This window comes from Streptomyces sp. NPDC046557 (assembly GCF_040645975.1).
In the GTDB taxonomy this organism is placed as follows: domain Bacteria; phylum Actinomycetota; class Actinomycetes; order Streptomycetales; family Streptomycetaceae; genus Streptomyces.
This window is the reverse complement of the sequence record NZ_JBEYZH010000009.1, coordinates 70043-83778: the sequence shown is the minus strand read 5'-3', so window position 1 is coordinate 83778 and position 13736 is coordinate 70043. Positions and strand designations below refer to the sequence as shown.

11 protein-coding genes are annotated in these 13736 nt (G+C 73.7%); 7 read left to right on the top strand and 4 right to left on the bottom strand.

Annotation, left to right across the window (positions count from 1 at the left end; translation table 11 throughout):
• Nucleotides 1–101 precede the first annotated feature (101 nt).
• A complete protein-coding gene (locus ABZ934_RS18405) occupies nt 102–1211 on the top strand; it encodes a DUF5925 domain-containing protein (protein ID WP_361314031.1) in 1110 nt (369 codons plus the stop codon).
• A gap of 94 nt (nt 1212–1305) precedes the next feature.
• Nucleotides 1306–1848: an FABP family protein gene (locus ABZ934_RS18400; protein ID WP_361314029.1), complete on the top strand. Its 543-nt coding sequence runs from the start codon at nt 1306–1308 to the stop codon at nt 1846–1848.
• A 46-nt stretch (nt 1849–1894) separates the two neighbouring features.
• Here ABZ934_RS18400 and ABZ934_RS18395 read toward each other — a convergent pair whose 3' ends face one another.
• Nucleotides 1895–2287, bottom strand: a complete 393-nt coding sequence (locus ABZ934_RS18395; protein WP_361314026.1) for a GntR family transcriptional regulator — start codon at nt 2285–2287, stop codon at nt 1895–1897.
• Between the two features lie 72 nt (nt 2288–2359).
• Here ABZ934_RS18395 and ABZ934_RS18390 point away from each other — a divergent pair, with 72 nt between their 5' ends.
• The 4 genes from ABZ934_RS18390 (at nt 2360) to ABZ934_RS18375 (ending at nt 6818) form a co-directional block, all read left to right on the top strand.
• On the top strand, nt 2360–3325 hold the full coding sequence (locus ABZ934_RS18390; RefSeq protein ID WP_361314023.1) for a GNAT family N-acetyltransferase: 966 nt from the start codon (nt 2360–2362) through the stop codon (nt 3323–3325).
• On the top strand, nt 3322–3804 hold the full coding sequence (locus tag ABZ934_RS18385; RefSeq protein WP_361314020.1) for a DUF402 domain-containing protein: 483 nt from the start codon (nt 3322–3324) through the stop codon (nt 3802–3804). The genes ABZ934_RS18390 and ABZ934_RS18385 overlap by 4 nt, the downstream gene beginning before the upstream one ends.
• Before the next feature lie 281 nt (nt 3805–4085).
• A complete protein-coding gene (locus ABZ934_RS18380) occupies nt 4086–5585 on the top strand; it encodes a M4 family metallopeptidase (RefSeq protein ID WP_361314338.1) in 1500 nt (499 codons plus the stop codon).
• Between the two features lie 210 nt (nt 5586–5795).
• Nucleotides 5796–6818, top strand: coding sequence for a lytic polysaccharide monooxygenase (locus tag ABZ934_RS18375; RefSeq protein ID WP_361314017.1), 1023 nt, complete (start codon nt 5796–5798; stop codon nt 6816–6818).
• A 58-nt stretch (nt 6819–6876) separates the two neighbouring features.
• Here the strand turns inward: ABZ934_RS18375 and ABZ934_RS18370 are convergent, their stop codons facing one another.
• The 3 genes from ABZ934_RS18370 to ABZ934_RS18360 form a co-directional block, all read right to left on the bottom strand.
• Complete coding sequence (locus ABZ934_RS18370) at nt 6877–7737, bottom strand: alpha/beta fold hydrolase (RefSeq protein ID WP_361314015.1); 861 nt, start codon at nt 7735–7737, stop codon at nt 6877–6879.
• A gap of 211 nt (nt 7738–7948) precedes the next feature.
• Complete coding sequence (locus ABZ934_RS18365) at nt 7949–8932, bottom strand: hypothetical protein (RefSeq protein WP_361314012.1); 984 nt, start codon at nt 8930–8932, stop codon at nt 7949–7951.
• On the bottom strand, nt 8929–12420 hold the full coding sequence (locus ABZ934_RS18360; RefSeq protein ID WP_361314009.1) for a DNA polymerase III subunit alpha: 3492 nt from the start codon (nt 12418–12420) through the stop codon (nt 8929–8931). The genes ABZ934_RS18365 and ABZ934_RS18360 overlap by 4 nt, the downstream gene beginning before the upstream one ends.
• 187 nt (nt 12421–12607) lie before the next feature.
• On the opposite strand from ABZ934_RS18360, the gene ABZ934_RS18355 reads away from it, so the two are divergent.
• Nucleotides 12608–13705, top strand: coding sequence for a DUF3533 domain-containing protein (locus tag ABZ934_RS18355; protein WP_361314007.1), 1098 nt, complete (start codon nt 12608–12610; stop codon nt 13703–13705).
• Nucleotides 13706–13736: the final 31 nt, after the last annotated feature.

Sequence of the window (13736 nt, the reverse complement as noted above, 5' to 3'; positions counted from 1 at the left end):
TGGAGTCCGCTCCGAACCTTCACCGACGAGGGGTTTGAAGACCCGACCCGCGCACCCGTTCCGGCGAAACACGGGTGCGGGAGGGCAGTTCGTGCCGGATCATGGGCGCCATGTCAGCCAACCCGCACGACGCGCTGCCGATCCGTCTCACCCTCGACGACAGCGACTCGCCGTCGGATGTCGTCGACGCCCTGTTCCTCGGCCGGTTCGCGTCCGGCGAGCAGCCGTACTCGCACAGCGTCTCCATCGAACGGGTCAAGGCGGAGGCCACCTTGCTGCCGCCCGGCGCGACCGTGCTGCGCTCGGCGCGCGACACCGACCGCAGCGCCACCCTCGCGGAGGGCGAGGGCTGGACCGTGCTCGTGTCGCGCTGGAGCCGGGGCGCGGACGTGACGGTGACAGCCGTCAGCGACGAACTGGCCGCGGGCGTGCTCGGCGACGCGACGGAAGGGGCGCGGGACGAGCCCGAACCGCAGCCGGAGAACGTCACGATGGGCTTCTGGTACGTCTCCCCGCGCCGCGGCCCCTACCGCACGACCCGGCAGATCGCGGCGGGCACCTGGGCGGAGGTGCGACCCAACTACACCGCGCCGGTGGCCGAGGCGATGGACCGGCTGATGAAGGTGACCCCGGACGACATCGCGGGCCGGCTGCTCCTGCTGCACGGGCCGCCGGGGACGGGGAAGACCTCCGCGCTGCGGACGCTGGCCCGGTCGTGGCGGGAGTGGTGCCAGGTGGACTGCGTCCTGGACCCGGAGCGGCTGTTCAACGACGTGGGCTACCTGATGGACATCGCGATCGGCGAGGACGAGGGCACGGCCAAGGGCCGCTGGCGGCTGCTGTTGCTGGAGGACTGCGACGAGCTGATCCGCGGCGAAGCCCGCCACCAGGCCGGACAGGCGCTGTCCCGGCTGCTGAACCTGACGGACGGCCTGCTGGGCCAGGGCCGCAACGTCCTGGTCGGGGTGACGACCAACGAGGACCTGGAGCGGCTGCACCCGGCGGTGGTCCGGCCGGGCCGCTGCCTGGCCCGGATCGAGGTGGGGCGGCTGACGCGCCGTGAGGCGGCGGACTGGCTCGGCACCGACGAGGGCGTCTCCCGCGAGGGCGCCACGCTGGCCGAACTCTTCGCCCTGCGCCGCGGTACGGGCCCGACTGCGGCCCTCCTGCCGCCACAGGGCCACGGCGCGGAGCCGGGGCTCTACCTGTAGGTCCCGCCCCGGCGGACCCGGGACGACGACAATGGCGCGGACGACCACGCCCCGCCGTGCCCGGTGCCCCCGGGCACACCGAACAGGAGTCCACGTGCTCGAACCGGCGCAGGAGAACCCCTTCCCCGACACCTCCGTCCTCGGCGAGGGCCCGGAGCCCCACCCGCAGCTGCGCCCCGTGCTGGCGCTCATCGGGCGCTGGCAGGGCCGGGGAAGCGGTGAGTACCCCACCCTGGAGCACGGGTTCCGGTACGAACAGGAGGTCACCTTCAGCCACGACGGACGGCCCTTCCTGCGCTACGAGTCCCGCGCCTGGCTGATCGACGCGTCCGGCGCGGCCCTGCGCCCGTCGGGGCGGGAGGTCGGCTGGTGGCGGGTGATGCCCGACGCCTCCCTGGAGGTGGTGCTGGCCCACCCGACCGGGATCGTGGAGACGTACGTCGGCCGGGCGTCCGGTACGGAGTTCGAGATGGCGACCCGGAGCGTGTCACTGACCCCGCGGGCCAAGGAGGTGACCGGGATGCGCCGTCGGTACACCCTGGAGGGCGGGGAGCTGGTCGTGGTGCAGGAGATGGAGGCCATGGGGCAGCCGATGCAACACCACCTGATGGCGCGGCTCCGCTCCCGCACGGCGTGAGGGGGTCCGCTCCTGCGGTGGGGGCTTCACGCCTACCGAGTGGGCTTCATGCGCCGTACCGTGCCCGCAGGGCCTCCCCCGCCGCGGCCACCGCTTCGTCCCGGGTCAGGCCCAGCCGGTGGACGCGTTCCGCGAACGCCTGGGCCGCCGCGGCGGCCTCCCGCGCGGCGGAGTCCCCGGCGGCGGCGACGAACGTCCCGTTGCGCCCCCGCGTCTCGATCACGCCGTCCGCCTCCAGGGCCCGGTACGCCTTGGCGACGGTGTTCGCCGCGAGCCCCAGTTCCTCCGCCAGCCCGCGCACCGTCGGCAGTTTGAACCCCACCGGCAGCCGCCCGGTGCGGGCGCCGTCCGCGATCTGCGCGCGCAGTTGCTCGTAGGGGGCCGCGGCGCCGGCCGCGCCGTCGATCTTGATCTTGAGGTGGGTCGAAGTCGGGGTCACGGGGCCGATTCTCCCCCACCGCCCCGATAATTCGCAGGCGCCGAGGGCGGTCCGGCGCCTAGCGTCGGCCTCATGACCGTTTCGATCCGCGACCTGCGCCCCGGCGATCGGGGGGACGCGGAGGCCGTCGTACGCCTGCGCCGGTCCGCCCTCCCGTTCATGATCAGCACCTCGGCGGGGGTGGCCCACGAGGTCGCCTCCGCCCACCCGGACAAGCGGTACCGCATCCTGCTGGCCGAGCGCGCGGGCGGCCCGGCCGTCGCCACCGCCCAGGTCGGCATCGCGCACGAGAGCCCCGAGCCCGGGCAGGGGTACGTCAACCTCCAGGTGCATCCCGCCCACCGCGGCCTCGGCGTCGGAAGCGCCCTGCTGCGTGCGGCGGAGGAGCACCTGGCCGCCGCCGGGGCCGTGACCGCGTACGCCTGGGTCCTGGACGGGGCCGCCGAGCACTCCTTCGCCGCACGGCACGGCTACCGGGCCGGCCGCTCCGCGCACTTCCTGCGCCTGGAGCTGTCGTCGGACACCCTGCCGCCCGCGCCGGCCGTCCTGCCGCCCGGCGTCGAACTGCGTCCCGCCTCCGCGTTCGCGGACGACCCGCGCCCGCTGTACGAGGCCGACGCCGAAGTCTCGTCGGACGAGCCGGGTGACCTGCCGGTGGAACTGGACGACTACGACAACTGGCTCAGCGAGGTGTGGCGCGAGCCCTCGCTCGACCACGACCTGACGACGGTCGTCCTCGTCGACGGCGTGGTGGCCGCCTTCTCGGCCGCGCGGACCGACGGGGCGGGTCGCTACGGCTCCGCGATGACCGGCACGCGCCGCGCCTACCGGGGCCGGGGTCTGGCCAAGCTGGCCAAGACCGCCTCCCTGCACCGGGCCCTCGCGGCGGGCTGCACCGAGGCACTGACCGGCAACGACGCGGGCAACGCGGCGATGCTCGCCGTCAACAAGTGGTTCGGATACGAGATCCGGGCCACCGAGACCCGCTTTGCGAAACGACTCGCCGCCCACACGGATCCGAAGGAAGTGACGGCGTGACCGACCGACTCACCGTCGCCCTCGTCAAGGCCGGCCGCACCAAGATCCGCTATCCGGCCGACCTGGTCGCCGACACGGGCGACCGACTGACCGTGCGCGCGCCCTGGGCGGCCGAGGGCGTACGGGACTTCGGCTTCGTGCGCTTCGAGCCGGGCGACGTGTTCACCGAGCACTTCTGGCGCAGCCGCTGGTACGCCGTCAAGGAGGTGCGCGCGGGCGACGGTCGGCTCAAGGGGTGGTACTGCGACGTGACCCGGCCCGCCGTGGTCCGGGACGGCGAGATCGTCGTGGAGGACTTGGACCTCGATCTGTGGGTGTCCGCGGACGGGACGAGCGTCCTGCGCCTGGACGAGGACGAGTTCGCGGCGAGCGGCCTCGCCGCACGCGATCCGGAAGCCGCCGCGCAGGCCGTACGAGCCCTCGACGCCCTCGAAGCCGAGGCCATGACGTCGACCGGCCTCCCGGGCCTGCTCGCCTAGGGGTGCCTGACGGATCAGGGGCGCCCGGTAGCGGAGGAATTCCTTCCGATACCGGGCGGTTTCACCGCCGAGCGGACACCGCCACACGCTCTCCGGACAACGAGAAGGTCAAATTCTTGTTGCGCACCTGCCAATCCCGGGTGATTTGCCGGCACTGTCTCCTCCACTGCCCCCACCGGCCAGTCAAGGAGCCACGAGTGACTCACCCCACGTCCTCAACCCCCACCTCCCGCAGCCGTGTTCACGTCCTTCGCGCCGCCGCTCTCGTCGCCTCGGCTGCGATGGTCGCCCTCGCCGTCCAGAGCGGTCCCGCCAACGCCGCCGCCGAGCGTGAGGCCGGCGCCACGGCCGTCGCGCTGACCGGAACCGCGCGTGCCTCCGCGATCGCGCAGGCCCAGAACGACGCCCCCGCCACCGCCAAGGCCATCGGTCTCGGCGACCAGGAAGGGCTCGTGGCCCGGGACGTCGTCAAGGACGCGGACGGCACCGTCCACACGCGCTACGAGCGCACCTACGCCGGCCTGCCGGTACTCGGCGGTGACCTGGTCGTGCACGCCTCGAAGAGCGGCGCCCGCTCCACCACCAAGGCGTCCCAGGCCCGGATATCCGTGGACACCAAGGCCGCCTCGCTCGCGGCCCCCAAGGGCGCCCGGAAGGTCGTCTGGGCCGTCGGCGGGGCGTCCGTGCTCGCCTGGGAGAGCGTCACCGAAGGCGTGGGCGACGACGGGACGCCGAGCAAGCTGCACACCGTCACCGACGCCCGCACCGGCAAGGTGATCTACTCCTACGACGCCATCGAGACGGGCATCGGCGCCAGCGAGTACAGCGGCTCGGTCACCGTCGGCACCAAGTCCAACGGCTCGCAGTTCGAACTGAACGACACCGCCCGCGGCGGACACAAGACCTACGACCTCGCCGGCGGCACCAGCGGGACCGGGACCCTGTTCACCGACGCCGACGACACCTGGGGGAACGGCACCCCAGCCGACCGCCAGACGGCCGCCGTCGACGCCCACTACGGCGCCGCCGTGACGTGGGACTTCTACAAGAACGAGCTCGGCCGGCTGGGCATCCGCGGCGACGGCGGCGCGGCGTACTCCCGCGTCCACTACGGAAACGCCTACGTCAACGCGTTCTGGGACGACAGCTGCTTCTGCATGACCTACGGCGACGGCGCGAACAACACCAAGCCGCTCACCTCGCTCGACGTGGCCGGCCACGAGATGTCGCACGGGCTGACCGCCTCGACGGCCGGACTGCGTTACACCCGTGAGTCCGGCGGCCTCAACGAGGCGACCTCCGACATCTTCGGCACGTCGGTCGAGTTCTACGCCGCCAACTCCGCCGACCCCGGCGACTACCTCATCGGCGAGAAGATCGACATCCACGGGAACGGCACGCCGCTGCGGTACATGGACAAGCCGAGCCGCGACGGCGCCTCCGCCGACTACTGGGACAGGAACGTCGGCCGGTTGGACGTCCACAACTCCTCCGGAGTCGCCAACCACTTCTTCTACCTGCTGTCCGAGGGCAGCGGCGCTAAGACGATCAACGGCGTCGGCTACAACTCCCCGACCGCCAACGGCGCCACCGTGGCCGGCATCGGCCGGACCAAGGCGTACAAGATCTGGTACAAGGCGCTGTCGGTCTACATGACGTCCTCGACGGACTACGCGGGGGCGCGGACGGCGACCCTCAACGCCGCCGCGGACCTGTACGGAACCGGTGGCACCGAGTACCAGGCGGTCGCCGCGGCCTGGACCGCGGTCAACGTGAAGTGACCCCTCTTCCTGAGGGGCCGCTTACCCCCGCCTTAAGCGGAGCCTAAGGATCGGCTTCCGGGCCCCGATCCGGGCGGAACCGCAGGTCGGGGCGGTTAGGTTGGCGTGGCCAGGGAGGGCCGGAACGGCGTCGGAGACACCTCGTGTCCGGGGACGCGCCGGCCGGCCCCCCTGGCGTACCCGACGTCGTCGCCGCCCGGAGGATCCACCATGCGCACCGCCATCCGCACCGTCGGCCGCATCGCCGCCGCCGGCCTCGCCCCGCTCGCGGTGGCCGCGTACGCCGCCGCTCCGGCGGCCGCGCACGGTTCGATGACGGACCCGGTCAGTCGGGTGGCGACCTGCTACGCGGAAGGCCCCGAGTCCCCGCGGTCGGCGGCCTGCAAGGCGGCGGTCGCGGCGGGCGGCGCCCAGGCGTTCTACGACTGGAACGCGGTGAACATCGCCAACGCGGCGGGCAACCACCGGGCGTTGATACCGAACGGGCAACTGTGCTCGGCGGGCAACGACAAGTACCGGGGCCTGGACCTGGCCCGCGCGGACTGGCCGGCCAGTGCGCTGACGTCCGGCCCCCACACCTTCCGCTACAAGGGCACGGCCCCGCCCAGGGGCACCTTCGAGCTGTACGTGACGAAGGACGGCTACGACCCGGCGAAGCCGCTGAAGTGGGCCGACCTGGAGCCGGAGCCCTTCGCGAAGGTCACCGACCCGGGGATGAAGGGCGGTGACTACGTCTTCTCCGGCACGGTCCCCAAGAAGAGCGGCCGACACCTGATCTACAGCATCTGGCAGCGCTCGGACAGCCCGGAGGCGTTCTACACCTGCTCGGACGTGGTCTTCGGCGAGGACACCGGGGGTGGGAAGCCCGGCGCGAAGCCGAGCGGCACCGGCAGCGCCGGCGACAACGCCGCGAGCGCCAAGCCGTCGAAGGGGCCCGTGGCCAAGCCGCCGACGGACGAGCAGATCTCCGAGGGCGCGTCCAAGTCGACGGTGGAACACGGCGGCCACGGTGACAACGACCCCGACACGAACGGTTCGACCGCCGAGTCCCCGTTCGCCTCGCCGTCCTCGGCGACGGCGGTGGGCGCGGCGGCCGGGGACCTCGCGCGGACCGGCGGCGACGGCTCCGCCCCGGTGATCGCGATCGCCGGGGCGGCCACCCTGGCCGTGGGCTCGGCCGTGCTCTTCGCCGTGGCCCGCCGCCGTTCGACGCCGGGCCGCCACGGCCGCTAGCGCGGTGGACCTTTCCGGTCACAGTGCTGGGTCACGGGTCGGGCCGGGGCGCGGTCGGTCACTCGAAGACCGAGGCGCAGGTGGTGCGTTCTGCGTGGGCCGGGTCGAGGGCGTTGGCCGCCTCGTGCCAGGCGATGCGGTCGGTCAGGCCGATGGCCACGTGCTCGGAGAGGTCGAGGGCGCACAGGTCCTGGAGCACGACGTTGCGGACGTTCGACCCGCCGAGGAATCCACTGGTGTACGGGGTCACCACCTCGTCGTACTTGGTGGTGATCACCGTGTAGGCCACTCCCGGGACGGTGTCGCCGCCCGCGTTGAGCTTGGTGACGAAGGGGGACCCGGCGATCTGGTCGGCCAGGCCCGGGGTCGTCGAGCTGATGAGGTCCTCGGCTCCGGGGAAGTACGGGAGCAGTTGGGTCAGGCCGGACAGGGTGGTGCCGTGGTTGTCGGGGGCGAGTCCGACGAGCGCGCCGACCTTGGAGGCGCCGCCGAGGAACTTGAGGTACTGCCGGGGCATCATGCCGCCCTGGGAGTGGCCGACGATGTCGGTCTTGGCGGCGCCGGTGGAGGCGAGCACCCGGTCGACGAAGGCGCCGAGCTGGACGGCGGACTTGTCGATGGGCCCGAGGCCGTTGAAGAAGCTCTGGCCGGGGAGTTGTCCATAGTCGAGGGAGTAGACGCAGTAGCCGCGGTGGACGAGGTACGGCGCGAAGCCGAGCCAGTTGTCGACGGAGTTCCCGAAGGTGCCGTGCACGAGCACGACGGGACGGGGGTGCGCGGCGGACGGCTTGCAGGTCCAGTCGTTCCAGCCGCTGCTGGGGGCGGAGGCGGCTTGCGCGGTGCCGGTGGGGGCGACGAGCGCGGCGGCGGCGAGGCTGAGGACGGCCAGCGGGCGGAGCAGGCGGCGCCAGGGCAGCATCGGGTGATCTCCTTGCGTCATGGGGATGGTGCGGGGGGTTTGTCCCGTGATCCGGATCACAAGGGGGAGCTGCTGTCGATAAATTACGGGTGAGTAGCAAGACTTGGAAGTTACGCGTCGGTAAAAACTCGCGTGTCGAGCCGCCCTCCGGTGCACCGCGAGACCGCGAGGTCGGGAGACCGGTCGACAGGGAGCCGCAGGGCCGGGAGGTCTACGAGGCCCTGCCGAAGGTGGCCGCCGGGCGGACGGTGCCCGGGCCGAAGCGGGCGTTGGCCCGGTCGATGGCCGCCTCCACCGTCAGACGGGACTCGCGGACGGGGTCCAGGGTGAGCTGGCGGGCCACGCCCTCGACGCCGGTCAGGTCCTCGGCCCGGAGCACCACGCCGGTCAGCCGGGCCCGTTGCAGGCCGGCCGCGTCCATCAGCCGGTACGCCATGGCGCGCAGGTCCTCGTCGTGGGCGGAGGGTTCGGTCAGCCGCCGGGTCTTCTCCCAGCGGGTGCCGCCGGCGAACTGGAGGGTCAGGGTCAGGGCGCGCGCGGCCTGGCGGCGCCCGCGCAGGATGGCGCCGAGCCGGACGACCAGGGCGAGCAGCGCCGCCCGGGCGTGCGGTCCGTCCAGCTCCTCCCGGGGGAACCGGGCGCGGACGGCGGCCGAGGAGGGCAGGTCCCTCGGGGTCACCGGGCGCGGGTCGATCCCGTGGGCGCGCTCCACGACCAGTCGGCCCGCCCGCTTGCCGAGGATCCGCTCCACGACCCCCGGGGACACCTCGGTGAGCGCCCCGATCGTATGCAGCCCGTATCCGCGCAGCGCCTCGGCCTGGCGGGAGCCGATCCCGTACAGCGCCTCCACCGGCAACGGCCCGAGGAAGCCGGGCACCTCCTCCTCGGTGACGGCCAGGACGCCGCCGGGGCCGGGCACCCGCGCGGAGGCCGTCGCCGCCACGGCCCAGGTGCCGGCGACCCCGATCCGGACGTCGGTGCCGAGCCGGGCCACCGCGCGCAGCCGGACCACCTCGGCGATGCGGGCGGCGTCCGCGTCGAAGTAGCGCAGCGCCCCGCCCACTTGGACGAGCGCGGCGCGCGGCGGCAGGGCCTGCACCACCGGGGAGAACTCCCGCAGCAGTTCCAGGACCTCCCGGTAGCCCTCGCCGGTCAGGGTCGGGGCGCACCGCACGTGCAGGACCGCGCCGGTCATCCCGCGCTCCCCGGGCTGGAGTGCCAGAGCTTGCGGCCGGTCGCGGGGCCCGTGCCGGGCGGCTGGAGGTCGGCCCACGGGTTCATCTCGTAGCCGGTCGGCAGGTGGATCCGGCGGCCGGGGTCGGCGGGTGCGCCAGGGACGGCGGGGCCGGCGGGCCCGGCGGGCGCGGGGGCTTCGCGCGGCGATTCGGACAGCCGGGCGGTGACGGCCTCCAGGCCGCTCTCCGCGCGCAGTTCGACCAGTTCGGCGAGGTTCCAGGCCGCCGCCCCGACGATGCTCAGGCTCTGCGGGCCGCGCCGTTGCACCACTCCGCGCACCAGCAGCAGGAAGGAGTGGAAGACGGTGTGGGCGCAGGCTTCGTGGCTGTCGTCGAAGAAGGCCAGGTCGACCAGGCCGGTGCCGTCGTCGAGGGTAGTGAAGATGACCCGCCGGCCGGAGCGGACGGGCGGGGTCTGGGTGGCCGCCTTGGCGCCGGCCACCAGCACGGTCCGCCCGTGTTCGGCGTCGCGCAGCCGCCGGGCCGGCACCACGCCCAGTTCGGCCAGGAAGGCGTGGTGGTCCGCCATCAGGTGCCGCGAGGCGTCCATGCCAAGGACGCCCAGCTCGGCGCTGAGCCGCTCGGCCTCGCTGAGGTCGGGCAGTCCGACGGCGGCGGTGGACCGCCCCCCGCCGAGCGGGAGTTGGGCGCTTCCCCTGGCGTCGGCGGCGCGCTGGGCGCCGTGCAGTTCGCTCACGTGCAGCAGCAGGTCGCGGCGGTTCGCGCCGAACGCGTCCAACGCCCCGACCTGGGCCAGTCGTTCGGCCACGGGCCGCCCCGGGTGGGCCCGGTCCCAGAAGTCGCGCAGGGAGGCGTAGGGCTGCCCGGCCTCGATCCTGGCGGCCTCGGCCTCGCTGATGCCGTGGACGTCGGCCAGCGCGAGCCGGAGCCCCCACAGCGGCGGCATCTCGGACACCAGTTCGATACGGTGGTGGACCGAGGACCGGTTCACGTCCAGCGGCAGCACGGGCACGCCCCGCCGCCGCGCGTCCGCCAGCAACAGCCGCTTCGGGTACATGCCGGGGTCGTGGGTGAGCAGTCCGGCGTAGAAGGCGGCCGGGTGGTGGGCCTTGAGCCAGGCGGACTGGTACGTGGGGACGGCGAAGGCCACCGCGTGCGCCTTGCAGAACCCGTACGAGCCGAACGCCTCCACGATCTCCCAGGTCCGGGCGATCACCTCGGGCGAGTAGCCGCGCGCCCGCGCCGTCGCCGCGAACCAGACCTTGATCCGACCCTGCGAGTCCGGGTCGGACAGCCCGCGCCGCACCCGGTCTGCCTCGTCGCGGCCGCAACCCGTCAGGACGTGCACGATCTCGATGATCTGCTCGTGGAAGACCACCACCCCGTACGTCTCCCGCAGCGCGTCCGCCAGGTCCGGGTGCGGGAAGCGGACCTGGGCCCGCCCGTGCCGGGCCTCGATGAACGGCCGCACCATGTCGGCGGCCACCGGACCGGGGCGGAACAGCGAGATGTCCACGACCAGGTCGTGGAAGGTGGCGGGCTGGAGCCGACCCACCAGGTCTCGCTGACCCGGGGACTCGATCTGGAAGCAGCCCAGCGTCTCGGCCGAGCGGATCAGCTCGTACGTGGCCCCGTCGCCCGGCGGCACCTGCGCCGGGTCGTCCAGGTCGAGCTCCTGCCCGGTGGCGCGCCGCAGCTCCGCGACGGCGTGCGCCATCGCGGACTGCATCCGTACGCCCAGCACGTCGAGTTTGAGCAGCCCGAGTTCCTCCACGTCGTCCTTGTCGAACTGGGACATGGGGAAGCCCTCGCCGCTGCTGGGCACGACCGGGGTGCGGGCGAGCAGCGTCGCGTCGGAGAGCAGCACCCCGCACGGGTGCATGGCGATCCCGCGCGGCAGTCCGTCCAGGGCTTCGACCAGTTCCCACAGCCGCCCGTGCGACTCGCCCCGTACGTCATGGAGTTCGGGCAGCTCGGCGAGCGCGGCGCGGGCGTCACGGGCCCGGATGTGCGGAAACGCCTTGGCGAGCCGGTCGACGGTGGCCGGTTCCATGGACAGGGCGGCGCCCACGTCCCGGATGGCGTGCCGGACCCGGTAGGTCTCGGGCATGGAGACGGTCGCGACGCGTTCGGCGCCGAACCGGTCGATGATCCGCCGGTAGACCTCCAACCGCCGGGCGGACTCCACGTCGATGTCGATGTCGGGCAGCACCCGACGGCGCTTGGACAGGAAGCGTTCCATCAGCAGGCCGTTGGCGAGCGGGTCGGCGTGCGCGATGCCGAGGAGGTGGTTGACGAGGGACCCCGCGCCGGAGCCGCGGGCCGCCACCCGGATGCCCATCTCCCGTACGTCGTCCACTACATGGGCGACCGTCAGGAAGTACGAGGCGAAGCCGTGGTAGGCGATGATGTCGAGTTCCTCGTGCATCCGCTCCCAGTAGCGGCGGTCGCCGGCGTAGCCGCGCAGCACCATGCCCGCCGCCGCGCGGGAGGCGAGGACCCGCTGGGCGGTGCGGTGGGCGGCGCCGACGAGTCGGGCCTCGGGGAAGTGGACGGAACCGATGCCCAGGTCGTCCTCGGGATCCACCACGCACGCCTCGGCGGTCCGCCGGGTCTGCGCGAGCAGCCGGCGGGCGTCGGCGGGGCGCAGTCCGGCCGCCCGGGCGACCAGGTCGGCGGTCTCGGCCATGGCGGCGGGGTCCTTGAGCCAGCGCTCACCGCTGTCGAGGGGTTTGCGGGGATCGACGGGGACCAACCGGCGGGCGGCGTCGAGGATGTCGGCGACGGGCCCCTGACCGGGGTCGGCGTACCGGACGGCATTGCTGAGCACGGCCGGGACGCCCTGCTCGGCGGCGAAGCCGACCGTACGGGCGGCCAGGCGCAGCGAGCCGGGCCCGGTGCCGGCGCGGCCGTGGTGGACGGCCTCCAGGCGCAGGTCGTCCCCGTAGACCTCGCGCCAGGGCGCGAGCAGCCGCGCGGCCCGGTCCGGCCGGCCGGCGGCGAGGGCCCGGCCCACTTCGGAGCCGGGGCCGAGCAGGACGTACACCCCGCTCGCGCCGCGCAGCTCCTCCCAGGGCAGGAGCGGGACGTCGGGTCCGCCCGCGTGGGCGGCGGTGACCATGCGGCACAGCTCGGCCCAGCCGGTGGCACCGGCGCGGGCCAGGAAGACGGCGCGGGCGGCGGACTCGTCGACGAAGGCGCCGCCCCGGACGGGGTTGCGCCGCCGGGAGGACGCCTCACCGGACGCGGCGCGGGCGGTGGCCGCGTGACTTGTGGCGACCCCCAGGTCGACCCCGAACAGGGGCCGTACCCCGGCTTCCGCCGCCGCCCGCGCGAAACGGACCGTGCCCGCGAGGGTGTCACGGTCGGTGAGGGCGAGGGCGTCCATGCCCCGCTCGGCGGCGCGCTGCGCCAACCGTTCCGGGTGGCTGGCTCCGTAGCGCATGGAGAACCCCGAAACGGTGTGCAGATGCGTGAAACCTGGCACCCGCCGCCTCCTGCTTTCCCTCGATGCTTCGCAACGCTCCTTCCGCCCCGTCTCCACCATAGAGCAATTCGAATATCCGTGCGAAACACTTGTTCGATCATCCATCCGCGTCCGTTCCGGGGCTCCCCGTCCCCCGTTCGGCCCGCCCCTGCTGCGCCCGACTCCCGGTCCGCCGAGCGTGTGGGACATGACCCAGCCCACCACCGACACACCCGCGGGTCCCTCCGGCGGTTTCCTCGCCGAGTTCAAGGACGCCGTCAGCACCCGGGCCTTCCTGCTGGTCCTGGGGGTACTGGCGCTCCAGCTCGCCTTCATCACCTCCTACATCGGCGCCTTCCACCACCCCGAGCCGAACGGGATCACCCTCGCGGTGGCCGCCCCCGCCGAACAGGTCGCCACAGGCACCACGCGGCGCCTCGGCGCCCTGCCCGGTGGCCCGCTCGACACCCGCACCGCCCCGGACGAGGCGGCGGCGCTCGCGTGGGTCAGGAACCGGGAGGTGGACGGCGCGCTGATCGTCGACCCGGCCGGCAAGACCGACCGGCTCCTGGTCGCGAGCGGCGCGGGAGCCTCGCTCTCCCAGGCACTCGTGGGGATCATCAGCCGCGCCGAGGCGACCCAGGGGCGCGGCGTGAAGATCGTCGACGTGGCTCCGGCCGCCGACGGGGACGCCCGCGGCCTGAGCTCCTTCTACCTGGTGGTGGGCTGGTGCGTCGGCGGCTACCTGTGCGCCGCGATCCTGGCGATCAGCGCGGGGGCGCGGCCCGCGAACTCCGCCCGCGCCGTCATCCGGCTCGGCGCCCTGCTGCTGTACTCGATCGCCGCCGGGCTGCTGGGCACGGTCATCGCGGGCCCGATCCTGGGCGCGCTGCCCGGCAACGTCATGGCCCTGTGGGGGCTGGGCACCCTGGTCGTCTTCGCCGTCGGCGCGATCACCCTGGCGTTCCAGGGCGTGGCGGGGGTGGTCGGCATCGGCCTGGCGATCCTGCTGGTGGTGGTCCTGGGCAACCCGAGCGCGGGCGGCGCCTACCCGTATCCGCTGCTCCCGCCGTTCTGGAAGGCCATCGGGCCTGCCCTGCCCCCGGGCGCCGGTACGTACGCCGCCCGCTCGATCACGTACTTCCGGGGCAACGACACGGGTCCGGCCATGCTGGTGCTGGCGGCCTGGGCGGTCCTGGGCGCGGCCGTCACCGTGGTCTGCGCGGTCCTCCACCGCGGCAGGGGCGGCCCGGCGGTGGGCAGCGGCACCACGACGGGTCCCGCCGCCCGGACGCCGGGACCCTGACCGCCCCCCGCCCCCCAACCCCCGACTCGCC